The organism is uncultured Acinetobacter sp., from assembly GCF_947626835.1.
Classification (GTDB): domain Bacteria; phylum Pseudomonadota; class Gammaproteobacteria; order Pseudomonadales; family Moraxellaceae; genus Acinetobacter.
This window is the reverse complement of the sequence record NZ_CANQTS010000005.1, coordinates 1-25,997: the sequence shown is the minus strand read 5'-3', so window position 1 is coordinate 25,997 and position 25,997 is coordinate 1. Positions and strand designations below refer to the sequence as shown.

26 protein-coding genes and 1 pseudogene are annotated in these 25,997 nt (G+C 41.4%); 13 read left to right on the top strand and 14 right to left on the bottom strand.

Translation table 11 applies throughout. The features are described 5' to 3' along the window. Positions 1–28: 28 nt before the first annotated feature. A complete protein-coding gene (locus Q0Z55_RS04120) occupies positions 29–718 on the bottom strand; it encodes a YggS family pyridoxal phosphate-dependent enzyme (RefSeq protein WP_297424536.1) in 690 nt (229 codons plus the stop codon). Positions 719–840: 122 nt separating this feature from the next. Here Q0Z55_RS04120 and Q0Z55_RS04115 point away from each other — a divergent pair, with 122 nt between their 5' ends. Both Q0Z55_RS04115 and Q0Z55_RS04110 read left to right on the top strand, forming a co-directional pair. Further along, on the top strand, positions 841–1,878 hold the full coding sequence (locus Q0Z55_RS04115; RefSeq protein ID WP_297424534.1) for a type IV pilus twitching motility protein PilT: 1,038 nt from the start codon (positions 841–843) through the stop codon (positions 1,876–1,878). Between the two features lie 25 nt (positions 1,879–1,903). Further along, positions 1,904–3,025: a PilT/PilU family type 4a pilus ATPase gene (locus tag Q0Z55_RS04110; protein WP_297424532.1), complete on the top strand. Its 1,122-nt coding sequence runs from the start codon at positions 1,904–1,906 to the stop codon at positions 3,023–3,025. A 48-nt stretch (positions 3,026–3,073) separates the two neighbouring features. Here Q0Z55_RS04110 and fur read toward each other — a convergent pair whose 3' ends face one another. Continuing rightward, positions 3,074–3,511, bottom strand: coding sequence for a ferric iron uptake transcriptional regulator (gene fur, locus Q0Z55_RS04105; RefSeq protein ID WP_297424529.1), 438 nt, complete (start codon positions 3,509–3,511; stop codon positions 3,074–3,076). A gap of 112 nt (positions 3,512–3,623) precedes the next feature. Between fur and bamE the strand changes: the two genes are divergently transcribed. Next, complete coding sequence (gene bamE / locus Q0Z55_RS04100) at positions 3,624–4,022, top strand: outer membrane protein assembly factor BamE (RefSeq protein WP_297424526.1); 399 nt, start codon at positions 3,624–3,626, stop codon at positions 4,020–4,022. Positions 4,023–4,068: 46 nt separating this feature from the next. On the opposite strand, the gene Q0Z55_RS04095 is transcribed toward bamE, so the two are convergent. From Q0Z55_RS04095 to Q0Z55_RS04055, 9 genes are all read right to left on the bottom strand, one after another. Beyond that, positions 4,069–4,377, bottom strand: coding sequence for an RnfH family protein (locus Q0Z55_RS04095; protein ID WP_297424523.1), 309 nt, complete (start codon positions 4,375–4,377; stop codon positions 4,069–4,071). Next, positions 4,374–5,450, bottom strand: a complete 1,077-nt coding sequence (locus tag Q0Z55_RS04090; protein WP_297424520.1) for a hypothetical protein — start codon at positions 5,448–5,450, stop codon at positions 4,374–4,376. Before Q0Z55_RS04090 ends, Q0Z55_RS04095 begins: the two co-directional genes overlap by 4 nt. A 148-nt stretch (positions 5,451–5,598) precedes the next feature. After that, the gene (locus tag Q0Z55_RS04085) at positions 5,599–6,054 is read right to left on the bottom strand and encodes a bacteriohemerythrin (RefSeq protein WP_297424517.1); all 456 of its coding nucleotides are present in this window, start codon (positions 6,052–6,054) and stop codon (positions 5,599–5,601) included. Positions 6,055–6,310: 256 nt separating this feature from the next. Beyond that, complete coding sequence (locus Q0Z55_RS04080) at positions 6,311–7,159, bottom strand: class II glutamine amidotransferase (protein ID WP_297424514.1); 849 nt, start codon at positions 7,157–7,159, stop codon at positions 6,311–6,313. A gap of 127 nt (positions 7,160–7,286) precedes the next feature. Continuing rightward, positions 7,287–8,198, bottom strand: a complete 912-nt coding sequence (gene argB, locus Q0Z55_RS04075; RefSeq protein ID WP_297424511.1) for an acetylglutamate kinase — start codon at positions 8,196–8,198, stop codon at positions 7,287–7,289. Positions 8,199–8,208: 10 nt separating this feature from the next. After that, entirely contained in the window at positions 8,209–9,630 is a 1,422-nt protein-coding gene (locus Q0Z55_RS04070) for a phosphomannomutase/phosphoglucomutase (protein WP_297424713.1), read from the bottom strand. Between the two features lie 203 nt (positions 9,631–9,833). Continuing rightward, entirely contained in the window at positions 9,834–10,286 is a 453-nt protein-coding gene (gene dut, locus Q0Z55_RS04065) for a dUTP diphosphatase (RefSeq protein WP_297424509.1), read from the bottom strand. Positions 10,287–10,308: 22 nt separating this feature from the next. Further along, positions 10,309–12,345: a UvrD-helicase domain-containing protein gene (locus Q0Z55_RS04060; protein WP_297424507.1), complete on the bottom strand. Its 2,037-nt coding sequence runs from the start codon at positions 12,343–12,345 to the stop codon at positions 10,309–10,311. A gap of 125 nt (positions 12,346–12,470) precedes the next feature. After that, entirely contained in the window at positions 12,471–13,103 is a 633-nt protein-coding gene (locus Q0Z55_RS04055) for an OmpA family protein (RefSeq protein WP_297424504.1), read from the bottom strand. Between the two features lie 240 nt (positions 13,104–13,343). Between Q0Z55_RS04055 and Q0Z55_RS04050 the strand changes: the two genes are divergently transcribed. The 6 genes from Q0Z55_RS04050 to Q0Z55_RS04025 all read left to right on the top strand — a co-directional run bounded on the left by Q0Z55_RS04050 (position 13,344) and on the right by Q0Z55_RS04025 (position 17,687). Continuing rightward, a complete protein-coding gene (locus tag Q0Z55_RS04050; protein WP_297424502.1) occupies positions 13,344–14,270 on the top strand; it encodes an acyltransferase in 927 nt (308 codons plus the stop codon). A 9-nt stretch (positions 14,271–14,279) separates the two neighbouring features. Beyond that, positions 14,280–15,344, top strand: coding sequence for a preprotein translocase subunit SecA (locus tag Q0Z55_RS04045; protein ID WP_297424499.1), 1,065 nt, complete (start codon positions 14,280–14,282; stop codon positions 15,342–15,344). 103 nt (positions 15,345–15,447) lie between these two features. Beyond that, positions 15,448–16,152, top strand: coding sequence for a septum site-determining protein MinC (gene minC / locus Q0Z55_RS04040; protein ID WP_297424498.1), 705 nt, complete (start codon positions 15,448–15,450; stop codon positions 16,150–16,152). Between the two features lie 65 nt (positions 16,153–16,217). Continuing rightward, positions 16,218–17,030: a septum site-determining protein MinD gene (minD, locus tag Q0Z55_RS04035; RefSeq protein WP_297424496.1), complete on the top strand. Its 813-nt coding sequence runs from the start codon at positions 16,218–16,220 to the stop codon at positions 17,028–17,030. A 1-nt stretch (position 17,031) separates the two neighbouring features. Continuing rightward, a complete protein-coding gene (gene minE / locus Q0Z55_RS04030) occupies positions 17,032–17,304 on the top strand; it encodes a cell division topological specificity factor MinE (RefSeq protein WP_297424493.1) in 273 nt (90 codons plus the stop codon). Positions 17,305–17,399: 95 nt separating this feature from the next. Then, positions 17,400–17,687, top strand: a complete 288-nt coding sequence (locus Q0Z55_RS04025; RefSeq protein ID WP_297424490.1) for a PA4642 family protein — start codon at positions 17,400–17,402, stop codon at positions 17,685–17,687. Between the two features lie 47 nt (positions 17,688–17,734). On the opposite strand, the gene Q0Z55_RS04020 is transcribed toward Q0Z55_RS04025, so the two are convergent. Then, positions 17,735–20,812, bottom strand: a complete 3,078-nt coding sequence (locus Q0Z55_RS04020; protein ID WP_297424485.1) for a DNA translocase FtsK — start codon at positions 20,810–20,812, stop codon at positions 17,735–17,737. Positions 20,813–21,069: 257 nt separating this feature from the next. Between Q0Z55_RS04020 and trxB the strand changes: the two genes are divergently transcribed. The 4 genes from trxB (at position 21,070) to Q0Z55_RS04000 (ending at position 25,290) form a co-directional block, all read left to right on the top strand. Then, on the top strand, positions 21,070–22,026 hold the full coding sequence (trxB, locus tag Q0Z55_RS04015; protein ID WP_297424482.1) for a thioredoxin-disulfide reductase: 957 nt from the start codon (positions 21,070–21,072) through the stop codon (positions 22,024–22,026). Positions 22,027–22,118: 92 nt separating this feature from the next. Next, a complete protein-coding gene (locus Q0Z55_RS04010; RefSeq protein WP_297424479.1) occupies positions 22,119–23,666 on the top strand; it encodes a class I SAM-dependent methyltransferase in 1,548 nt (515 codons plus the stop codon). 59 nt (positions 23,667–23,725) lie between these two features. Continuing rightward, positions 23,726–24,451, top strand: coding sequence for a leucyl/phenylalanyl-tRNA--protein transferase (gene aat / locus Q0Z55_RS04005; RefSeq protein ID WP_297424476.1), 726 nt, complete (start codon positions 23,726–23,728; stop codon positions 24,449–24,451). A 23-nt stretch (positions 24,452–24,474) separates the two neighbouring features. Beyond that, on the top strand, positions 24,475–25,290 hold the full coding sequence (locus tag Q0Z55_RS04000; protein ID WP_297424472.1) for an arginyltransferase: 816 nt from the start codon (positions 24,475–24,477) through the stop codon (positions 25,288–25,290). A gap of 1 nt (position 25,291) precedes the next feature. On the opposite strand, the gene rimI is transcribed toward Q0Z55_RS04000, so the two are convergent. Next, the gene (gene rimI / locus Q0Z55_RS03995) at positions 25,292–25,750 is read right to left on the bottom strand and encodes a ribosomal protein S18-alanine N-acetyltransferase (protein ID WP_297424470.1); all 459 of its coding nucleotides are present in this window, start codon (positions 25,748–25,750) and stop codon (positions 25,292–25,294) included. Positions 25,751–25,859: 109 nt separating this feature from the next. Next, a pseudogene (locus tag Q0Z55_RS03990) lies at positions 25,860–25,997 on the bottom strand (elongation factor Tu); the annotation flags it as partial.

Below are 25,997 nucleotides of genomic sequence, written 5' to 3'. Positions count from 1 at the left end.
AAAAAACCTCCTAATCAGGAGGTTTTTTTTAATTCTGTGAATAATCGCGTGCACCAAATAATGCTGTGCCAACACGTACCATGGTTGAGCCGGCGGCAATTGCTGCTGGCATATCACCCGACATACCCATGCTTAGGGTATCCCAATCTTGCAGCTGGGCATGTTGCGACTTTACTGCATCAAATAAAGTTTTGGCGTCTGTAAATGCTTGATGATTATTAGGCGCTGGAATCACCATCAAACCGCGTAAACGCAGATGAGGCAATTGGCTGATGTGCTTGACTAAATCCGCCACATCTTGAGGTGCGCAACCATCTTTACTGTCTTGATCATCAATATTGACTTGTAAACAAATATTTAAAGGTGCTTGGGTGGCTTGTCTTTGGTTAGATAAACGCTCAGCAATCACTAAACGGTCTACACCATGCACCCAAGCAAAATGCGCGGCCAAATGCTTGGTTTTATTGCGCTGTACATGACCAATAAAATGCCACTCAATGTCTAGCTCATGTAAGGATTCAATTTTATCTAAGGCTTCTTGCAAATAATTTTCACCAAAGGCACGTTGCCCTGTGGCATACATCTTTGCCACCATATCACTTGGATGGGTCTTCGAAACCGCTAACAAACTCACCTGTGCGACATCACGCCCAGCATTTTGGCAGGCTGTTACCATCTGTTGTAACACTTGATTTCGGGCTATCTCTAAACCATTCATCGTCATTGCTCTCGTTTGCAGGTGATTTTTTTACTTTAGCTTTTACTCAACTGTTGGTTAAGTGCGGAGAAAGCCGTATTATTCTAACAAAATAATTAAGATTAATTCTTGTGGGGATTATTATGGATATTACAGAACTTTTAGCGTTTTCGGCTAAAAATGGGGCATCGGATTTACACTTGTCTGCGGGCATGCCGCCGATGATTCGTGTTGATGGTGAAGTGCGCCGTATTAACTTACCGGCACTTGAACATAAAGAAGTACATAAATTGGTGTACGACATTATGAACGATAAACAGCGCCGCGATTATGAAGAAAAGTTAGAAACTGACTTTTCTTTTGAAGTGCCAGGTGTAGCGCGCTTTCGTGTTAACGCATTTAACCAAAACCGTGGTGCAGGTGCGGTGTTTCGTACCATTCCATCGAAAGTACTCACGATGGAAGACTTAGGCATGGGAAAAATTTTTAAAGATATTTGTGAATATCCACGTGGTATTGTCTTAGTGACAGGACCGACTGGTTCTGGTAAATCTACCACCTTAGCTGCCATGCTCGATTATATTAACGACAACCGTTACGACCATATTTTAACGGTTGAAGACCCAATCGAATTTGTACATCAATCAAAAAAGTGCTTAATCAACCAACGTGAAGTGCACCGTGATACGCATGGCTTTAATGAAGCCTTGCGCTCAGCATTACGTGAAGATCCAGATATTATCTTGGTCGGTGAGATGCGTGACTTAGAAACCATTCGTTTGGCTTTAACCGCGGCGGAAACTGGTCACTTGGTGTTTGGTACACTGCATACCACTTCTGCGGCCAAAACCATTGACCGTGTGATTGACGTCTTCCCTGCTGAAGAAAAAGATATGGTGCGTGCCATGTTGTCGGAATCATTACAAGCGGTGATTTCACAAACACTGCTGAAGAAAAATGGTGGTGGTCGTGTGGCAGCACATGAAATTATGATTGGTGTTCCTGCTATTCGTAACTTGATTCGTGAAAACAAAGTGGCACAAATGTACTCCTCCATTCAAACTGGTGCCAACTATGGTATGACCACACTGGATCAAAGCTTAAAGAACCTTGTTTCTAAAGGCATTATCACCAATCAAGTTGCACGTACTGCCGCAAAACAACCTGAAAGCTTCTTATAATTTTAATAATAATTAGGACAAGGCAATGAAATTTAATGATTTACTCAATCTAATGATTGAGCAAAAAGCTTCAGATATGTTTATCACCGCCGACATTGAACCTTCAATGAAAATTAATGGTGAAATTGTCCCTGTTGCTAAAACCAAACTCAATGGTGAAATTATTGAACAATTGGTGTTGTCAATTATGTCACCACGCCAACGCGAAGAATTTAACCGTACTCGTGAATGTAACTTTGCCATTACCAATCAAGAGCGTAGCGCACGTTTTCGTGTCAGTGCTTTTCAACAACGTGATGAACCTGCCATGGTGTTGCGTCGTATTGAAACGGTGATTCCAAGCATTGATGAGCTTAAACTGCCGCCAATACTTAAAGAATTAGCCATGCTCAAACGTGGCATTGTGATTTTTGTCGGGGCAACGGGTACAGGTAAATCAACTTCGTTAGCCTCACTCATTGGTTATCGTAATAAAAACTCCAAAGGTCATATCATTACCATTGAAGACCCCATTGAGTTTGTGCATCAACATCAAGGCTGTATTGTCACACAACGTGAAGTCGGCATTGATACCGAAAGCTTTGAAGTGGCGCTGAAAAACACGCTGCGCCAAGCCCCCGATGTGATTTTAATTGGTGAGATTCGTTCACGCGAAACCATGGACTATGCCATTGCCTTTGCTGAAACCGGTCATTTGGTTTTTGCCACTTTGCATGCCAACAATGCCAACCAAGCCCTCGATCGCATTGTGCATTTCTTTGATGGTGACCGCCAAAATCAAGTCTTTATGGATTTATCTTTAAATCTTAGAGGCATTGTTGCTCAGCAATTGGTACCTACCATTGATGGTAAATCTCGTCGTGCTGCTGCGATTGAAGTGCTGATTAATACACCATTGGTTGCAGATTTAATTCGCGAAGGTCATGTCCATAAGATCAAAGAACTGATGAAGCGCTCAACTGAATTGGGTATGCAGACCTTTGACCAAGCCTTGTTTGATTTATATAAAGCCGAAATTATTAGCTATGATGAAGCCTTAAAACACGCCGATTCTCCTAATGATTTACGTTTGCAAATTAAACTTTCAGAAGAAGGTGCTGCCGGCCTCATGCATGCAGGTAAAAATATTACCTTTGATTCGCACTAAAGACCTAAGAAAAAAGGCTTATCATGGATAAGCCTTTTTTAATACTACTTATTTCTTACGAAATGCATCTTGGCATTCTTTTGAATCACAATAGCCATATAAATTCAGAGAATGACCAGTTAATTCAAAGCCGAATTTTTTGGCCACTTCATGTTGCTCGTGCTCAATCACGTCATTGCTAAATTCAACCACTTTGTTGCAATTTTGACAAACCAAATGATCGTGATGATCATCTTGCATAATTTCAAAAACAGAATGGTTATTTTCAAAATGATGACGTTGAATAATTCCTGCTGCTTCAAACTGAGTTAACACACGATATACGGTTGCTAAACCGACATCTTCACCCTGTTCAAGTAAAGTTTTATAAATGTCTTCTGCGCTTAGATGATGTTGTTTTGAATTTTCTAATAGTTCTAAAATTTTAATGCGCGGAAGGGTAACTTTCAGTCCAGCTTTACGTAAATCTTGGTTGGAAATAGGCATGAAAAAAGGTCTCTCAACAAAATCAAAGTTGCAATAGGCAATAAAGATAAGATGCAGTATGATCTATGACCAGATCAAATGCATCATAAATAATTTGGGATAGTGTAGCAAAATGCAAAAAATTATGTTGACGTTGTTCGTCTCTTCCGTACTTGCAGGGTGTTCAACTTTGGGTGTCTACAAAGTCGATATTCCTCAAGGAACACCATTGACTCAAGCACAAGCTGCTAAAATCCAAGTCGGTATGAGTCATCAACAGGTGCGCTTCTTATTGGGCAGCCCAACTGTGACTGATCCAATGAATCCATTGCGTTGGGACTATATTTACAACTACATTCCAGGCACCAATGCTAAAAAAGCCAAGATTTCAGCGGCTTCGGGTCAGCATCTAAAAATCTACTTTAATAACAGTGGTATTGTTGAAAAAATTGAAGGTTTAGAGACTATTCCGACAACTCAACCGGGTTTACCTGCGTCAAAAGAAGCCATTTTAACTGCGCCGCCACTATAAAATCTTCAGCTCAAAAGAAACCCCTATTTAAGGGGTTTCTTTTTTTTCATTTATGCCGATTGCCACGACCATAAATGCCTACCGGATTTTGTGCCGCACGCTTACGGCGGATATCTTTAGGATTAATGGTTAAAGCACGATAAATTTCAACCCGATCTCCAACCTGTAATAACTGTTCTAGATCGACCTTTTGTCCAAAAATACCAATCATTAATGGCTCAGGCAATTGAGTTTTAGTTGCCAATTGACTTTGAGCAATCGCTTGCTTGGCCGTCATCCCCTCAACAAAATCTAAAGCCACATGAAATTGTGCGTCTAAGCCAGCATACGCCACCCACACTTTGCCTTGGCTCATGACAGTACTTTTCCAAGCACGCTAATGATGGCGATTACAATGGATAAAGGCAACACAATACGCATAGCCACACGCCAAAGGTTATACATGGCTTCACTGCCAAAATTTAAAGCCTTACGTAAATGGCTAATCTTCATGATCCAACCGGCAAAGATGGCATAAATCAAGCAGATGATTAAGCCCCAAAGCAAGAGCAGCACATTCAATACACCAGCTGCCATTGGAATCGCCCAAACCAACACAGCCACCGCCAAGATAGCCCATTGAATTAAAGCTGGCAATTGACGTTCAGCCAATTGCTGACGCGCTAAATTGATTAACAACGCTGAACCTGTAACCACACTGACCACAAACACCAGCGCTGGAATTTGGGTATTGGCAATAAAGAAACCAAATGCCACCACAGCCAACAATTGTGCAATCCATACAGGCAATACAGTTGAGCTTGCAGCATCACTGTGTTTGACTTGATTTAAACTGACCTGAGAATACACCCCAAGTCCTAAACCACTGGCTACTAAAGCCAATACCGTTGCAGCACCCCACTCACTAAATTCAAGTGCAGTGACTTGCCATGTCGGTAAGCGCTCACCCAGTACAATAGACAAGCCTAAGGATGCCAACACAGCCAGTAAAGTCAGCCCAACCATCACAAGGCGTGGCGCAACTGATAAAAGCAATGCAGCAACTGCTAAAGCTGCAAATAAAGCAAGCTGCGGCAATGCCAGCCCCTCAAGCATACTTGAGGCATTAAATAACATACCACCAGCTAAAAATGGCATAAACACCACAGCCAACCACCCCACCACACGCCAATGTGCTTGTGCATCAGCATCACGGGTGAGGCTAGATAAAGCATTTAGTGCTGTTGAACGGCTACGCTTTGCTAATGCCACTTCCATATAGGTAATCGGCAAAGCCAAAATCACCATGGTGCCTAACCACAACAACCAAAAATCTAATTGACGCTCAGCACCAATGCCTAAAATCGGGGCTAATGTCGCAATAATAATAAACGATAAACAAAATGCCATCAGCGGGGATAGCCATCGAGACATCGCATTGTCCTGCATAATGCTTTCCTAATATAAAATCTAGCGCTATTTTGCCGATGTCATGACCAAAAAGCAAAACCCAAACAAAGAAAAAGCAAACCACCTCAAGATGATTTGCTCGGCTGAAAGACTTATAGTTTTGCTTTATTTTTATCGCGTTAAGGTTTTACGAGAAAAAACGTGCAAACCAATTTTTACCTTTTTTCTTCTCTTTTTCTTTAATAATACCCATCATATTTTCTTTGACTGCACCGACATAATCAGCATCATCATGTTGAATATGATTGATCAGCCATTTTGATAGAATTTCGTGCAATTCAGATTCAATTGCTTCACCTTGTTCATAACGATCACGGTAGCTTTCAATCTTCTTAATAAATAAATCATGCACACGCTTGTGTGGCACACGGTATTTGTAACCTGCTTCTTCTTGTAAAGATTCTTCAAAGGTAAAATGTGACTGTGTGTAATCAATAATATTATTTAAGATTGAACGAATACGTGCACGATCCGTATTGGCGCCAATGCTATCAATCTCGTTAATGTAGTCGAGAATGCGGCGGTGTTGTTCGTCAATCACATCAATGCCAGTATTATATTCTGGAATCCATCTCATTTTCATACGACTACCTATCGGTATCCCCAAATTCGTTAAAATTGATCATATATTGAATTGACTAGAATAAAAATAAACTGATTTACTAGGGATTATATAAAAAGGGGTTTTATTCACTTAAATATATGATTAACATATAAAAATTATTTTAAGCCAACTAAAAAGGTCAGATATTTTTTAACCAATTTATATTTAACATTATTTTTATTTTATTTTAAGAATATCAAGTTGGCATATTAAAACACCAACTTGATCGCATTGCTTAATACTGATCTGCTTTAGTTATGCGTTTTAAGCTTGGATTTATGCGCTCTCGCTCTAAACGTGCAATAAATGTGATTTCATCTTTAATTGGCTGACCATCTTTGAATAAAATCATCTGACCGGGTTTAAAAGCACACCATGTCTCATTTTGAGTCAAAGGTTCAGTGGTAATGACTGCCACACGATCTTCAGGGGTCGTGACTTGACTAAAATCGACTTCGACATCAAGGTCAATCAATTGTGCAGGTTTAAATGGATATTCGCGTACCAACCAATGCAATTTGGTAATGTTATACGCAAATAAAGCTTGACCATTCGATAGGCAAAAATTAAACGTGCCATGCTCGGCAATGCTTGGCGAAATCTCGACCAGCAAATCAAAAATTTGCGCTAAACTCGGTTCTTCATAACCAAAGCGCTTCACCAATTGTTCTAATAAATAGCAAAAAGCACGCTCACTGTCGGTATTGCCCACAGGGGTAAAACGTCCACTTAATGGCGGATCAAAATCATGAAGGTCGCCATTATGTGCAAAAATCCACTGTCTCCCCCAAAGTTCACGGCTAAAGGGATGTGAATTTTCTAGATTAATTTTGCCTTGTGTGGCTTTACGAATATGCGCAATCACATTGCGTGATTTAATGGGGTAATTACGAATTAACTCAGCAATCGGCGATTCAACTGCAGATTGATTATCGACAAATAAACGACAGGCTTTGTCTTCAAAAAAGGCGATGCCAAAACCATCACAATGATCGGAGGTAATCCCTGCACGTTGTGAAAAGCCACGAAATGAGAAAGTAATATCCGTTGGAGTTGCGCAGTTCATTCCGAGCAGTTGACACATAATTCTTTCTCATGGGCATAAATAATGGCTTATTGTGCATGAGTTAAATGGGCTTTTCAAATCTAGCTCGGGTTGTTAGGCTTGCATGAGGTGGCATAAAAAAACCTCCATTTAGGAGGCTTTTAATTTATTCAGCAGCTTTCTTGGTTTGACGATTGGTAATTAATGTACCAACACCATGATCGGTAAAAATTTCCAATAAGGTGGCATGCGGTACACGACCATCCACAATATGTGCGCTGACTACCCCACCTTTTACTGCATCTAAAGCACAACCCACTTTTGGAATCATACCGCCATAGATCACGCCAGTTTCAATCAAGCGATCAACTTCTTGAGTACTTAAACCGGTGAGTAAGTTTTTATTTTCATCTAACACGCCGGTAATATTAGTGAGCAAAATTAACTTTTCTGCACCCAGTGCTTCAGCCACTTTACCTGCCACTAAATCAGCATTGATGTTATAGGTGTTGCCCTCTTCATCGACACCAAGCGGTGCAATGACTGGAATAAAATCACCTTGGGTAAACATCTCTAACACGTCGGTTTTTACCCCAACCACTTCACCCACTAAACCTAAGTCGATGTGTTTGACTGAGCCGTCTTCTTGCGTTTTTTCCATGAGTAATTTTTGCGCACGCAACAAATTACCATCTTTACCTGTTAAACCAATGGCACGACCACCATGTTGGTTAATTAAATTGACAATTGATTTATTTACACTGCCGCCCAATACCATTTCAACCACTTCCATGGTCGCAGGATCAGTCACGCGCATGCCATCAATTCGGTCAGATTCACGACCCAATTGTTTTAAGAAGGAATCTACTTGTGGACCACCACCATGCACCACAATCGGGTTTAAACCCACGGTTTTAAGCAGCACGATGTCACGGGCAAATGAGCTTTCAAGCTCAGGGTCGGTCATTGCATTGCCACCATATTTTACAACCAACGTTTTACCAGAAAAACGTTGAATGTACGGCAAAGCTTCGGTTAAAACTTGTGCTTTGTCGAGACCAGTATGTTGATGTGGCATGTGCCGCTCCTTATTTGGCGTTTAAGATATCGTACGCAATTTGCGGATAATTAGATTCAAGCATACGAGCAAAGGTATCACGGATTGCATTAAGACGCTCAGAATTCTCGGCGTCAAAGCGCACTGTAAAGTACTCACCCGTATTGGATGCTCGCATAATGCCAAATCCATCTTTAAAATCAAGCCGCACGCCATCAATTTGACTCAGCTTTGCAACAGAGTGCTGACTGGCATGTGCGACATGGGCCAAGACTTGCTGTGGATCTTGGTTATAGGTGCTAATATAGGTATCTTCTGTACCTAAACGCGCAGGATAGGCACGCAAAGCCTCTGAAAGCGTGATCTGTTGCTGATCGATGTATTCTAAAATACGTAATGCAGCATATAGACCATCATCATAGCCAAAACCACGCCCATCATTAAATACATAATGCCCCGCATACTCGCCACCAAATACCGCTTTGCCTTTTGATTGCGCTAAATATTGACGCAAAAACGTGCTACCAGTTCGAATCATGGTGGCAATACCACCTAAAGCCTGCACACTATTGCTAACTAAATTTGAGCATTTAACATCAAATACCACTTCAGATTGTGGATGTTCAGCTAAACAAATATGTGCAAACAGCGCCATTAAGCGGTCTGGGCAAATAATGTTGCCCTGTTCATCTACAATCACCACACGGTCACCGTCGCCATCTAAAGCAATACCAATATCGGCCTGTTTTGCTAACACTTGCTGCTGTAGCCCCAACAAATGTACCGCTTGTGATGGGTCTGGTGCATGATCTGGAAATTCGCCATTGGCTTTACAACGCAGTTGCGTTACCTCACAACCCAATTTTTCTAACACCAATGCCGCACAACGTCCAGCTGCGCCATGTAAGCCATCTAGCACGACCTTAAAACCGTGTTTTAGTTTGATATCATTTAAAATGCTTTGTTGATAATCTAGGCAGTATTTCACCACAACAGTATGTGGTTCATGTTCTAGCGGGATATGTCGTTCGGGACAAAAATGTGTTTGTGCCCATGTAGAAACTTGTTGAATCATCTCAGGGGTTGGTGGTTCGCCTTGAATAATCCATTTAATGCCATTGTCTGATTTAGGGTTATGGCTTGCGGTGACCATAATGCCATTGCCATTAAAATGCCGCGCTGCATAATACAAAGCTGGACTTGCACAACAACCCATAAGGTCAGCTTGTAAACCATTGGCTTGACAGATTTTTTGAATAAGTTTGGCATAGCTTGGACTGGTTAAACGCGCATCATAACCAATCACCAGTTCATGTTGACCGGCTACTTTATATTGTTGGACTAAGGCATGGGCTATCGCGTAGACCAATTGAGGTGATAGTAAACTGACTTTCCCCCGAATATCGTAGGCACGAAAAATCTGTGCAGGAAATTTAGAAATATGAATATTCATAAGTGGCATTTTTAATCATTGATCTAGGCAATAAAACATACAAAGTGTTGTACATTTCACACAAATAGGCAGGTTTTTGCAGTTATCTTTATCTTTGGGTAAACGAAGAACCTTGAGTGAGCTTTTAATATATTTATGCAATTTTTTCAACAAAAAAGCGATAAAGCCTAATGAATAGGCTTTATCTATCCATGCAAGATGCTTTAGTTTTGACCAGTATGTCCAAAACCACCTGCACCACGTTCTGTGGCCACAAACTCATCCACCATTTCAAATTGTGCTTGTACTACAGGCACCAATACATATTGTGCTAAACGCTCGCCCGGCTCTAAGCTAAATGCAGTTTGACTCCGGTTCCAAACCGAAACCATAAGTTCACCTTGATAATCTGAATCAATTAAACCAACCAAATTACCTAATACAATGCCGTGTTTATGCCCTAAACCTGAACGCGGCAAGATTAAACCAGCAAAATTCACATCTTCAATATAAATGGATAAACCGGTTTTAACCAATACAGTTTGACCCGGTTCAATCACTGTGGTTTCAGATACGCATGCGCGTAAATCGAGACCCGCTGAACCTTGTGTGGCATAACTTGGCATTGGCCATTCATTGCCTAAACGTGAATCTAATACTTTAACTTGAACTTTCATGTACATTCCTAATCAATCAAATTTAGCGCTTAATCAGCGCACGTAAATTTTCCAAATAATGTTGCGCTTGCAATTTCGGGTCAATATTGCTGGCTTTCTTTTTACGCCCTAACCAGTCTAAATCGTCTTGCGGTAATTCATCTAAGAAACGGCTTGGCGTCATTTGTTTCATTTGACCACCGGCTTTACGCTGCTCAGCTAAGGTCAGCGTTAACCCCTGACGCGCACGGGTAATGCCCACATACATCAAACGACGCTCTTCTTCGACAGTTTCTGCGGCAATTGAGTTTTTATGTGGCAGAATTTCTTCTTCTAAACCAATCATATAGACATATGGGAACTCTAAGCCTTTAGCCGCATGTAAGGTCATTAAATTGACTTTATCGGTGTCTTGCTCTTCTTGTTGTTGTTCCAACATATCCAGCAGCACCATTTTACGAATCACACTTTCAATGTTTTTCTCATCGACATCTTCGGCACGATTAATCAAACTTTGAATACTGCTATACAGCACTTCAATGTTATCCAGCTTGGTTTTTTCTTGCGCAGGGGTCGCAGCTTGCTCTTTTACATAGTCGATATAACCGGCTTCATTCATCATTTGACGAATAATCGGCACGGGCTCATCATCTTCAAGCAAGTTACGGGTAAAGCCGTCTAAAAACTCATAGAACTCAAGCAACTGGGAGGTGGCTTTTTTAGGTAAAGATAAACTTAAACGCTGATCACCTGCTGAAGCCAATAAAGATTGATTGGTTTCTTGCGCAAATAAACCCAATTTTTCTAAAGTGACAGGACCAATAGCACGTTTTGGGGTATTAATAATACGTAAAAATGCACTGTCATCTTCAGGGTTAATGATTAAGCGCAAATAACTCATCACGTCTTTAATTTCAGCACGCGCGAAGAACGACTGACCGCCCGACAATTTATACGGAATTTGCATTTGGCGCAGTTGGGTTTCAAGCACCCGTGCTTGGAAGTTACCACGATACAAAATCGCATAATCTTTCCAAGATTTACCTTGCATCAGTTTATGGGTGAGTAAATCTTTGACCACACGTTCTGCTTCATCATCGTCATTACGACAGGTAATGACCCGAATCTCTTCGCCATGACCTTTATCCGACCATAATTTTTTATCAAAAATATGCGGATTGTTTTCAATCACTGAGTTGGCGGCTTTTAAAATACGGCTGGTTGAACGATAGTTTTGTTCAAGCTTAATCACTTTTAAATTGTGAAAATCTTCTTTGAGCTGTGCCATGTTTTCAGGTTTCGCGCCGCGCCATGCGTAGATCGATTGGTCATCATCACCCACCGCGGTAAATTGGCCCATCACCCCCACCAGTAATTTGACCAAAATATACTGCGCCGTGTTGGTGTCTTGATATTCATCCACCAATAAATAACGCACACGGTTTTGCCATTTATCGCGCACTTCAGCATTGTCTTGCAATAAACGGGTGGGCATGACAATTAAATCGTCAAAATCTACGGCGTTATAGGCACGTAAATTGCGCTCATACAATTGATACAAATGGGCAAACTGTACATCTTCTTGGGTTTCACAGGTAGTATGCGCTTGCTCGGGTGCAATCAGATCATTTTTCCAATCGGAAATTTTCTTCATGGCTTTGGCAATTAAATCCTTACTCTCTGCACCGGATAGATTATCACGATGCATCAAATCCATTAAGATACGCTTACAATCATCGGCATCTAAAATGGAAAAATTGTTTTTCAGTGGCGTATGTTTGAGCTCTAAACGCAACAGGTTTAAACCAAAGGTATGGAAAGTCGATACCGATAAACCTTTAGATTCCTCACGCGACAACAATTTAGAAACACGCTCTTTCATTTCACGTGCCGCTTTGTTGGTAAAGGTCATGGCGGTAATTTTATAAGCGGGAATACCACAATGCTGCACCAAATACGCGATTTTACGGGTAATCACCGAGGTTTTACCTGAACCTGCCCCTGCAAGTACTAACAAGGGTCCTTGAGTGTATTTCATGGCTTCAAGTTGCTTGTCGTTGAGCTGACTTGCGGTCGACATATTCCATCCTCTTTAGATTTAAGGCCTGATTATAGTCATCAACCACTCGATTGCCTAATCAAAAAAATTGCCCATTACTCATAAAAAAACCACCCGAAGGTGGTTTCTTTTTTATTTACGACAACTTAGTTGGTTTCGTAAACTGTAATTTCTACACGGCGGTTTTGTTCACGACCCGCAGCAGTTGTGTTTTCTGCGATTGGTGAAGTTGAACCATAACCACGCGCTGTCATGCGGCTTGCAGAAATACCTTGAGCTGCAAGGTAATTTTTCACTGAGTTAGCACGGTTTTGTGACAATGGGTTATTGACCGCATCTGTACCTGTGTTATCGGTGTGACCATGAATCACAAGCGCTAACTTGTTTGATGCACCATCTTCACGTAATACGTTGGCAACATCATTTAACGCAGATTGGAACTGACCTTGAATGGCAGCAGAGTTAGTTGCAAATGTAACCGATGGCATCACAAGGTTGATTGAACCATCTTGGTTACGACCAACATCAATACCTGTACCTGCTAACTCTTCTTTTAAACGCTTTTCTTTACGATCAAGAAGTAAGCCTGCACCACCACCAAGTACCGCACCAATCGCAGCCGCTTGACCCATTTTATCTTTGTCAGCATTTGAGTAAGCAACGCCGGCACCGAGTAGAGCGCCTAAGCCTGTACCAAGTGCTGCTTTATCGTATTCCATACTTTGGCAACCAGTAAGTGCCAACGCCCCTGCTACAGCTGTAATGACTAATGCACGCATTGCATGCCTCCTTGTTTGATGTTTTTTAATCTGGATGAATCATGGAATAAAAATCAAATTTGTAACATTGATTTTTTGTTAATAATAAAGCCTTATTTTACATTATGTAATATATATCGAGAATTTAGGCTATTTTTCCTCATGTTTTCTCCATAGTTGCCAAGCAACAGTTTGTATTTTTTTCATCAGCCCTTATATTGTGCAGCACCATGTACCTTCACTTTGCTTATAGGTCGACCGATGCCCAAATCACAGCCACGTACGTCATTACTCAAAAAAGTACAGCAAGCGCTCACTGTAACCTCAGTGATGACCACTAACAGCTTTGTCCATGGAGCACCCATTTTAGGTTTAGGTCTGACCAAGCTGATCAAGAAGTCACCGCACATTGATCAGACCAATGTGAAGCTTGCCAATAGTTGGATTAACGTCAACAACCATCTGATTGAACGGGTATTGCCTGAATTAAAATGGGATATTCAAGTGGACCCTGCACTTGAGTTGACCACCCAAGGACGTTATTTGATGATTTGTAATCATCAAAGTTGGGTCGATACTACAGTCAATCAGTATATTGGTTTAAACCGTATGCCGTTAACGCGCTTTTTTACCAAATGGGAGCTGATTTTCATTCCTTTGGTGGGGCAGGCTTTTAAAATTTTAGGCTTCCCTATGATGAAGCGGCATAGCAAAGCCCAAATTGCCAAAAATCCTGAGCTGAAAAACCGCGACATTGAAGAAGCACGTAAATCCTGTGAACAGTTGCTCAGTCAGCCGTTTACTTTACTCAACTATGTAGAAGGCACTCGTTTTACCCAAGCCAAGCATACTGCACAAAAATCACCATATAAACATCTCCTTAAACCCAAAGCTGGTGGTTTAGCCTTAGCCTTAAAAATCTTAGGCAAAGAGGTCGATGCTTTAGTGGATATGACCATCGTGTATGATGAAAAAGTGCCTGAATACAGCGAATTTTGGTTGGGGGACGTACAACAAATTGCAGTGAATCTACGCAAAATTGAGTTGCCAAGTTGGATTTTAGACGGTGATTATGAAAATGATCGTGAATTTCGTGTGCAATTTCATCAATGGCTGCAACAAGTGTGGCGTGATAAAGATGAATTAATCAGCCAAATGAAACAGCAACTTGCCGAGCAACGTAGCTAAGGGAACCCCATGAAACAGCCTCAACACAAAGTCTTAAAATCCTCCTTTCACTTCGTCAAAGAAGGCTCATGGGGATGGAAAGTGGCACTGGTCTATGATTTTTTGATGATGGGGCTGATCATCTTTAACCTATTTTGCTTAAGCGCCAATGCATTTTTAATGAGCGACTATGCCGAATGGTTATTTAACTTCGTACAACTGCCGCAAGTGTTAGATTTTTATGAGCAAGCGCTACATCCTTGGGTTAAAACCACAGAAGGTTGGTTTACCTCATTTTTAGCCATTGAACTTGCTATTCGTTGGCTGATTGCGATTGGCTTTAAGCATCATCAACGTTGGTGGTTTTTCCCGTTTATTCATTGGTATGAAATTATTTCTATTTTGCCAATGTTCCGTTTTTTACGTTTAGGACGTGCATTTGCCATCGCCTATAACTTACATAGTCATGGCTATAAAGTCATTCCGCAGCGCTGGTACGCGCGTGGCAATTTTTATTATCGTTTGGTGATGGAAGAACTGACCAGTCGTATTGTTTTAACCATTATTAATGCAGTGAAACATGAGCTGAGCACCAGTACCACACATAAAAAATATATTGAAGATTTGGTCAATCACCACCGTGAGATGCTCGCCACTGCTTTAACAGATGTGTTACAAGAATCTTTAGGCAAAGAACTACAAGCGCAACGCCATGAAATTGCCAAAAATGTGGGGATCGTGGTCAATAAAGCCATTGAAGATACGCCTGAGTTGTCGCAAATGCTGCGTTTAATTCCATTGGTAGGTGGACGTATCGAACAACAAATTCAAAGCATTGGACAGCGTTTAGGTGAAAATATTAGCCAAGGTTTACTACAACCCTTTACCCATCAATCTTCACGCCAAGAAAATGCCACCTATCGCATGATTGCCAACAAAGTCAGTCAAATTGCCATTGAAAATAACCCTGAAATTGACCGTTTGGTTGAATCTGCTGTGTTTGAAAGTTTAGAAGCCTTACGTGAGCAAGTGAAGATTAAACAATGGCAACAAGTGCTAGAACAAAAACAACCAGAGCAAGAACCTAAGGCATGAAAATATTTAACGGATACGCTAGAGAAATCATGCAAATTGGTCTAGGATTTGCTCTATTTAATAACATGACTTCGACCTAAAAAAGAAGTTTTAAGGAACAAGTATGGCGGATATCCGGATCACCGGCAGAATGGTTAATTTTACCCGATTAACCTTTGATACAAATGATCATCGTGCGATCCGAGAACAACTGACCCAGATGCTCAAAGACACTGGCTCACAAGGCACGTTGGTCATCTTAGATTCAACCGTTGAACAAGAGCTGATTGCTCTTATTCAATTGTTAATCAGTTTAGATTTACAACCTATGGCGGTGGTGGATGGAATTTTGGGCGATGCAGCACGTTTAATTCAATTTCCAGTGTTGCCGGCTGACCGTCCTTTGCAGCGGATTAAAGCCACACAAGAACAAGTGGTGGAAACTGCCGCACCAACGCAAGATGAAGCACAGCCTGCTGCGGCAAAAATTCATCATGCAACTTCTTATCACAATGAAATGTTGCGTACGGGTCAATGCCTTGTACAAGACCACGGCGATATCATTTTAAGTGCAGGAATGAACAGTGGTGCAGAAGTGATCGCTTCTGGAAACATACATATTTATGGTAGTGTACGAGGTAGAGTGATTGCCGGTGCAGGCGGCAATCATGCAGCACGCATCTTTTGCCACTCCTTAGAAGCGGAGTTGGTTTCAATTGCAGGTACGTACTGTGTTGCGGATGATATCCCGGCTCATATGACCAAAAAACCTGTACATATTTATTTAAATGACGCTCAAGAGCTTGTATTTGAAGCTTTAGAATTTTAATGTATAAATAATCACCAAAATACGTCATAAAACTGCGTATTTAAACCCTAACAGGAGTGGATTCGGTGGCGAAAATTGTTGTCGTAACATCAGGCAAAGGTGGCGTAGGTAAAACTACAACAAGTGCATCGTTTGCAACAGGTTTAGCCCTACGTGGCCACAAAACTGTTGTTATTGATTTTGACGTAGGCTTACGTAACTTAGATCTTATCATGGGTTGTGAGCGCCGCGTGGTGTACGATTTTGTCAATGTCTTAAATAACGAAGCACGCTTACAACAAGCCTTAATTCGTGACAAAGACATTGAAAACCTCTATATCTTACCTGCATCACAAACGCGTGATAAAGATGCCTTAACCGATGAAGGTGTCGCACGTGTCATGGACGAACTCGCACAAGAGTTTGATTATATTATCTGTGACTCGCCTGCCGGTATTGAACGTGGTGCGATTTTAGCCATGTACCATGCCGATGAAGCAATCATTGTAACCAATCCTGAAATTTCTTCAGTGCGTGACTCAGATCGTATTATTGGCATGCTCGACAGCAAAACCAAAAAAGTAGAAAACAACGAAGGTCGAATTCGTAAACATTTATGTATTACACGTTTTAATCCAGAACGTGCTGAAAAACAAGAAATGCTCACGATTGACGATATTTCAAAAGATATCTTAAAAGTCCCGACCTTAGGTGTCATTCCTGAGTGCAAGAGCATCTTACAAGCCTCTAACGAAGGTAAGCCGGCTATTTTGTACACAGACTCACCTGCAGGCCAAGCTTATGATGACCTTGTGGCGCGTTTCTTAGGCGAAGATCGTCCTTATCGTCACCTAGAAGTCAAACAAAAAGGTTGGTTAGCACGACTATTTGGAGCTTAAGATGGCAGGATTTTGGAGTAAGTTGTTTAGCGGTGATGAAAAACCCTCGAGTGCGCAAACCGCCAAAGATCGTTTAAAAGTCATCGTGGCATCAGAAAAAGGCTTAAGCAAACGCTTAACCCCTGAAAAAATTGAGCAGATGAAAAAAGAAATCATGCAAGTGGTGAACCGCTACGTGCGTGGTGTCGATGAGCAGCACATCCAAATGGCAGTGCGTTCAGAAGCCAATTTAGAAATGTTAGAAATGAATATCAATTTGCCTGAAGAGCGATAATCTCAATTCTGATTAGTCAAGCAAATTGAATCAAGGCAAAATAGCGCAAGTTATTTTGCCTTTTTAATGATTGACAACAAGCCAAGGAGATTGCGATGGCATTATCTCAGCCAGCGACGTTTAACGAAGAATGGTCAGACGAGCGTGTATTTGCCTATTTAACTCAGCTGCCTCCTGCAAGTGTAGATGCAGATTTTCACGTTCTTTACCATGCATATAAACACATGCGTCCAAGTGACTATGAACGTTTATTAACTCAATTTGTAGCAGATGGTCGCAATGTAAATGCTACAAATCCTGAAGGTCAACGTATTCATGACGTGATTGCAAAATTCCCACGCCATAGCGCTGAGTTTTTAGCTGTATTGGCGAAATTCGCTTAATTTAAGCCAATGAAGCTAAAAGAAAAGCCTGCATCTGCAGGCTTTTTTTACACTAAAATTTCACGTTTACCATTGGCACCTAAGGCGCTGACAATACCGTTTTCTTCCATTTGGTCAATAATGCGTGCAGCACGGTTATACCCTAAGCTAAATTTACGTTGTAAAGATGATGTGGTGGCTTTACGCGTTTCGAGCACAAATGCCACACATTGGTCATATAAAGCATCACGATCAGCCCCACCCTCGCCATCTTCAAAACCACGGCTTGTAGGTTCTTCATCATAAGGAGTGAGAATCTCATCGACATAGTTCGGTGCTGCGCGTTCACGCCACGCATCACAAATGCGATTGACTTCATCATCACTAATAAAGGCACCATGTACACGTTCTGGTTCAATTTTACCCGGCCCTAAAAACAACATGTCGCCATGACCAAGTAAGTCTTCAGCACCACTGGCATCTAAAATGGTGCGTGAGTCAATTTTAGAGTTGACGCGTAAGGCAGCACGGGTCGGGATATTGGCTTTAATAAGACCAGTAATCACATCCACCGATGGACGTTGTGTGGCGAGTAATAAATGAATACCTGCGGCACGTGATTTTTGTGCCAAGCGCGTAATCATCTCTTCAGCTTTTTTACCCACTTGCATAATCATATCGGCAAATTCATCTGCCACAATCACAATGGCAGGCAAAGGCTGCAAACGTGGTGCAAATTCACCGGCAACAGACTCACTGGCTTTCCAAGTCGGATCAATTAAATCTTCACCATTGGCAATCGCCTCTTCCACTTTACGGTTGTAATCGGCAAGTTTACGAATTTTTAAGAACGACATCAGTTTATAACGACGCTCCATCTCATTCACACACCAATTCAGTGCATTGACGGCATCTTTCATATCTGTGACCACAGGCGTTAACAGATGTGGAATATCGCTATAGTTGGCAAGTTCAAGCTGTTTAGGGTCAATTAAGATTAAACGCAATTCATCAGGGCTGTATTTGAGTAACATCGATAAAATCATCGAGTTAACTGCCACCGACTTACCTGAACCTGTGGTACCTGCCACCAACATATGTGGGGCTTTACCTAAATCAGCAATCACCGGACGACCTGAAATATCTTTACCCATTGCCATAGACAGTAAACCCTGTGGGTCAGTGAAGGCAGGTGCTGTGACCAGTTCAATCAAGCGCACCATTTCACGGCTGCTATTAGGTACTTCAATACCAATATAAGGTTTACCGGGAATGACTTCGACCACACGCACCGACGCCATTGACATAGAACGGGCTAAATCGCGTGAAATATTGGTGACTTTTGAGGCTTTTACCCCTGGTGCTAAATCCAATTCAAAGCGAGTGACCACGGGACCCGGCTGTGCTTCAATGACTTTGGCTTTAACATTAAATTCTTGTAATTTAATTTCAAGCAGCTCAGATAAACGGCTGAGTTGGTCTTGGGTAAAATTAACTTTTTTATTTGGATCAACTGGATCTAATAAATCGATGCCCGGTAAAGGTGATAAATCCTGACGTTTTTTTGCCACTTGCATCGCACGTGACATAGGACGACCAAAAGCATCGGTTAAAGGTGCATCAAATTCATCAGGAATCTCTTGCACAGGACCTGCAGTTTCTTGCCACGCTTGAATAAATTCTTCTTTAGACAGCTCTTTTTTTTCGCTACTAACACTCGGTTGTGGCTCAGGTTCAATCATTTGCTCTTGAGCAGCTGCAAGGCTTTTTTCTAATTCAAGCTCTTCATCAGCTTGCTCTGGCATTGCGCTTATGCTGGGCATAGCAACGACAGTTTGAATTGGGGCTTGTACAAAGGCAGAAGATTGCGCATAACTGCTTGCCACACGCGGCTGATCTTTTAAGATTTCATCAATCGCGGCAAGTTCTGCTGCAATATCGGCATCTGCGTGCTGTTGTTCATGCTCAGGCTTAGTTAACACCGGAGCAACCAGCACATCACTGTCATCTTTTTGCGTGCTTGTTTTGGGCACATTGGCCATTAACTCATCAAAAATCTTGTCGTCATCCCAATCCAACGCTGGCTTTTGTTGTACTGCAACTGCCACAGGCTTGACAGGAGATTCTTGAGCTTCAACGACAAGGTCAGCATCAGCAGCTTTCAGTAAGGCATCAATTTCTTGTTCTTGGGCTTGTTCACTCTGTAGCGCACGCCATACTTCGGTATTAGCTGCCGCTTCACGTTGTTGTTCTTGGGCGTGCTGTGCAGCTACAAGACGCTGTTCGTGTTCTTGTTGAGCATGTTGTTTGGCTTGTAAATCCGCTGCCTGCTGTTCAATTTGCTGTTGTTGGGCCAGTTCAGCATCGCGTTGTTGTTGTGCGCGTTGCTCCTCAGCAAGACGCTCTTTATGGAGCATATCGTTAAACAAACGTTCTGCCACAGCATCGCGTACAGGTGCCTGTTGTACCGGCTGATGCTCTTGTACGGGTGTCACGATACTTGCTTGTGATGCCTCAAGCGGTGTTATTTTTGCCGCTGGTGTAGTCCGATCAAATACAGCTTCACTTTCGGGTACATTTTTATAAAATAAGTCTTGTAACTGTGCCGGTAGGGCTTTTAAGGTAATCAAAGTTTTGTTCCACTTAACACCAAAAGCCAAGGTAAACAACAACACTAAAAAAGCCACTAAAAATATTGCTGCGCCGTAAATGGTTAATAAACCAGTTAAACTTTGGCCAAGTTCATAGCCGATAATACCACCTGAGGCATTGGCAAGCGTATCGGCTGGCATCTCCCAAAACAAATACAATAAGCTTGAGGTGGCCAGTAAAATGAAAAATTGCGCTGCATAACGAAACGGACGCGTTAGAAAACTATGTGGCCACCACACCTGTACAGCTTCCATAAAAAAGTAAATTGGCAACAATAAACTTGCCCAACCTAAAAAGCCAAACAGCAAATCTGCAAGCCATGCCCCTGCCACACCACTGGCATTAGATACCTGCTGTGTATCACTGGAAATGTGCATCCAACCTGGGTCAAACGGCGTATACGTTACTGTTGCAAGGAACCAATATGTCCCAAATGAAAGCAAAAATAATGTCTGTAATAAGCGCTGTGCATAAGCACTCGACATTGCAGTCATATCCGATCCTGTGGCTAATGGGGTTCAAAATTCAAAGCAGGCAATACCTACTAAAGAGCAATATTATGCACCTGTTGCGAAAAAAAAGATGCAGCAGAATCGCTAGATATTGTTAACTCAATGCTAAACTTGTTTTGTTGGCTATATAGCTTAAATCAATTTACATGATCAAAAATATCCACATTTAACTCATAAGACGCTTTGGGCTTTTACCTGTATAATTCCACAAATTACTCAATAAAAAAAGGATGCCCTCGATGAGCGCTCGTCACTCACGTTTAATTATCTTAGGCTCAGGCCCTGCAGGCTATAGCGCAGCGGTGTATGCGGCACGCGCCAATTTAAAACCGTTGTTAATTGCAGGTTTACAATTAGGCGGTCAGCTCACGACAACCACTGAAGTTGACAATTGGCCGGGCGACCCTGAAGGTCTTACAGGTCCTGCACTTATGGAGCGTATGCAAGCGCATGCTGAACGCTTTGGTACAGAAATTGTCTACGACCACATCAATGAAGTCGATTTAAGCCAACGTCCTTTTGTATTAAAAGGCGATATGGAAGAGTTTACCTGCGATGCTTTAATCATTTGTACAGGTGCAACTGCACAATACTTAGGCTTAGAATCTGAAGCTGCCTTTATGGGTCAAGGTGTCAGTGCTTGTGCCACCTGTGATGGTTTCTTCTATAAAGAACAAAAAGTCATGGTCGTGGGCGGCGGTAACACAGCGGTTGAAGAAGCCTTGTACTTATCTAACATTGCCTCACATGTGACTTTAGTGCATCGTCGTCATTCGTTCCGTGCTGAGAAAATTTTACAAGACCATCTATTTGCCAAAGAAAAAGAAGGCAAAATCAGCATTATTTGGAATCATCAAGTCGATGAAGTCTTGGGTGATGCCAAATCTGGTGTGACTGCTGTGCGTTTAAAATCAACCCAAGATCAATCCACTCAAGATGTGGCTGTATCAGGTATGTTTGTGGCCATTGGTCATAAACCAAATAGCGGTATGTTTGAAGGTCAGTTACAACTACGTGATGGCTATATTCAAGTCCAAAGTGGTACATCAGGCAATGCCACCCAAACTTCTGTGCCGGGTGTCTTCGCTGCAGGTGATATTGCTGACAGTATTTACCGTCAAGCCATTACTTCAGCTGGCTCAGGTTGTATGGCTGCCTTAGATGCAGAAAAATATTTAGATGCATTAAGTGATTAATATCGCTTAAAATACAAAAACCACCAGTTATGGTGGTTTTTTTCTATGTAAATATGACTTTATAAACAAAATTAATAGAATTTGAGGGTAACATGGCAACGAATTGGACAGACGGCTACCAAACCGAGGTAAATTACACCTATGGCTACTACAAAGAGCTGAGTCCGAATTTTCAGAAGTTTTGCTTATTGGTAAATGGAATTGATACGCTCAATGACACCGAACAGCAACAGCACTGTGAGTTAGGTTTTGGGCAAGGGGTCAGTATTAATGTACACGCTGCCTCATCTAACGGGTTATTTTATGGCACAGACTTTAATCCAGCTCATGCTGCGCATGCCAATATGTTAGCAAAAAAATCCAAAGCGCCACACCATTTTTATGATGCTAGCTTTGAAGAATTGCTCAACAGTGACTTACCTCAATTTGACAGTATCAGTTTACATGGTATTTGGAGTTGGATCAGTCACGAAAATCAGGCCATTATTCTTAAATTTATACGCCAATATTTAAAACCCAATGGCATTGTCTATGTGAGTTATAACTGTTTAACCGGTTGGGCGGCAAATATGCCGATTCGTGAGCTATTCCATAGTCATTATGAATACAACAGTAAAAGTCTAAATCCAATTCAAAAAGTACAAGATTCACTGCAGTTTAGTGAAGCGCTGCTACAACAACAGCCTCTGTTCGCTAAACGTAATCCCCATGCGCTACAAAAAGTTATAGAGCTCCAAAAGCAGAACCCACATTATTTAATTCATGAATATTTAAACCAAGATTGGCAATGTTTCTCTTTTCAGCAAGTCATGCGTACCATGGATTCTGTCAAACTCAGCTATGCAGGCTCGAGTGATTTAAATAGTCATTTAGATAAAATTAACTTTACTGCACAACATCAAGAATTCCTGAACAGCATTGAGCATCCTATTTTAAAAGAACAATGCCGCGACTATTTTACCAATTCACAATTTAGACGTGATCTGTATATTCGGGGTAAAAATACCTTAAGTCCGTTACAACTGAAGCATCGTTTAAAGCAGATTTCTTTTGTGTTACTCAGCGCGCCTCACCAAATACCTATGAAAATTTCTGGTCATTTAGGTGAATTTAACTTACTCCAAGAGATCTATACACCTTTAACCCAATGTTTCTTGCAACATGACTATGCACCTTTAACACTTGAACAAGTGATCAATGAAACTCAACTTGACTTTGCCGCAGTGCTCAATGCAGTGGTTATCTTATGTCACTCAGGACATATGCAGCCCTGCCTTGAGCAACCAAGTGAAGCTGTGGTGCAGCAATCACAACGTTTAAACCAGTTTTTATTGCAACAAGCCAGCTTCCACAGCCAGTATTCTGTACTTGCTAATCCATATTCAGGAATTGGTATCCCCGTTGATCAATTTGCACAATTATTCTATCGTGCCTATTTCATTGAAAAATTAACTACAAAAGAACAGTTTGCTGATTTTGTGTTGAAAACCTTGCAAAGCCTGAATTTATTGGTGCTTAATGATCAAGGTGAAGCTGTCACAGACCCGACCATAAGTCGAGAGATTGTGCTACAAAAAGCTCAAAATTTCCTTGATGCAGATCATATTAAAATTGCCCAGCAATTAAAATTATTTGCTTAAATCTTAACTTCAACCGCAAGATCTTCTATGCTTGAGCATGATCTTGCGGATAATTTCATATGCTCACAGCCTCTCAATTTATTTTCCCCGACCCCATAGCCGTAGATCCTGAAGGCCATGGGCTAATCTGTGTGGGTGCTGATTTAGCCCCAAGTACCTTGCTTGAAGCCTACACACATGGTTTATTCCCTTGGTTTTCTGAAGGTGAGCCCATTTGTTGGTGGTGTCCTGAACCACGCTGTATTATTCAACCATTTGCTTACAAACCAAGTAAATCTTTACTACGCAATATGAAAAAGTTTGATTATACAATCAGTGTAAATCGAGCTTTTGAGCAGGTTATTCGTGCCTGTAGCATGCCACGCAGTTATGCCAATGAAACCTGGATTTCAGAAGATATTATTCAAGGCTATTGCCAATTATTTGAACTCGGGCATGCTTATAGTATTGAAGTTTGGCAAAACCACCAATTAATTGGTGGTTTATATGGCGTATGTATTGGTCAAGGCTGTTTTGGTGAGTCGATGTTTAGTCGGCAAACTGACGTCTCAAAAATGGCTTTTTATACACTAATGCTAATTGGTCAGGACAACCAATTGCCTTGGATTGATTGCCAATTGGTCAATGAGCATTTACTGAGCCTCGGAGCAAGTACACTTTCTCGCCAAACCTATCTTAATTCGTTACAAGATGTGATAAATGCCCCTGCCCTTGATTGGAAAAAATATCAAGACAGTGTATTTTCAAGTAAAACAATAGCGCAAAACATGTGCCTAAATGAATGATAAACAGTTAGAGGGAGCTTGTTATGAATTCTTATCACCCGCAGTCCCTGCTCAATGAATTACAGTATTACATTACACCGCCGCACAATTGCAGTTATTTAGACAATAAATCGGCACGTATGGTGTTTTTAGACCCTGCACAACGTATCGATGTGGTCACGCTCTCAGAACTATCACGCTTAGGTTTTCGCCGCAGTGGCGATTTTGTCTATCGCCCTGAATGTCACCTATGCCGCCAATGCTTATCCTGTCGTGTACCTGTTGATATTTTTCAAATGAATTCTCAACAAAAAAAAGCATGGAAGCGTAATCAGGATTTAAGCATTAAAATTACGCGTACCCAAGATGCCAGCTCGGTTCATTATGATCTATATGCCCGTTACATTAACCAGCGGCATTGTGATGGTGATATGTATCCCCCCAATGAAGATCAATTTGAAAAATTTTTAATGCATACCTGCACAGACAGCTTCTTTTTAGAACTTTGGCATGGTGAGCGCTTGGTCAGTGTTTCCACTTGTGATCCTTTAGACGATGGGATTTCAGCTGTCTATACTTTTTTTGATCCCGATGAAAATCGTCGCTCATTGGGTGTTTTTGCGATCTTAAAGCAAATTGAATATGCCAAAGCGCAGGGCTTAAATTATGTGTATTTAGGCTATTGGGTGCCACATTCAGGCAAAATGAACTATAAATCGCAATACGTACCCTTAGAATTACTGATTGATGGACAATGGCGCCGCCTAAATCGTATTTTAAATGCCGAGGAAATTGAGCAACTCGGGCGATCCTTAATGACCACCCTGCCGTCAGGTTGGAACAATTCAATCATTAAATGAATTACTTAAACAACTGGGCAAAGTCATCACTACAAGATTTCACCATAATAATGGCATGTTCACGCGTGCCATCTGCTTTTGGATAATAATTCTTGCGTAAATCAATCTGATGAAAATCAGCTTTTTCATACAGCTTAATTGCAGCGGTATTACTTTCTCGGACTTCTAAAAAAATTTGAACGGGATTATTCTGTAATAAATCCAACGAAGCTGTAAGCAGCTCATAACCTAAACCTTGCCCTTGCTGGCTTGGATCGACTGCCATAAGTAATAAATTTGCTTCATCGAGCACAGGTTGTAAAATACAAAATCCAACCACACTACCATTTTTTTCAAGCACTGTGCTTTGGTATTGTGCCGCAGCATCAACAAATTGTTGGTGCGTCCATGGATGGGTTTGCACGCTTTTTTCAATTTGAGTAACGGCTTGAACATCACTGTGTTGCATTAAACGGATCATGTTCGTGGTCTTATCGATTACATTAAATGTGCATTATAGAAAGATTGAATAAAAAAGCCAGCCATAAAAAAAGCGTCCCAAAGGGACGCTTTTTTCACACAATTAATACTTATGCAATTACTTTCGCAACAACACCAGCACCAACTGTACGACCGCCTTCACGGATTGCGAAGCGTAAGCCTGCGTCCATTGCGATCGGGTGGATAAGCTCTACTGACATCTCAACGTTGTCACCAGGCATAACCAT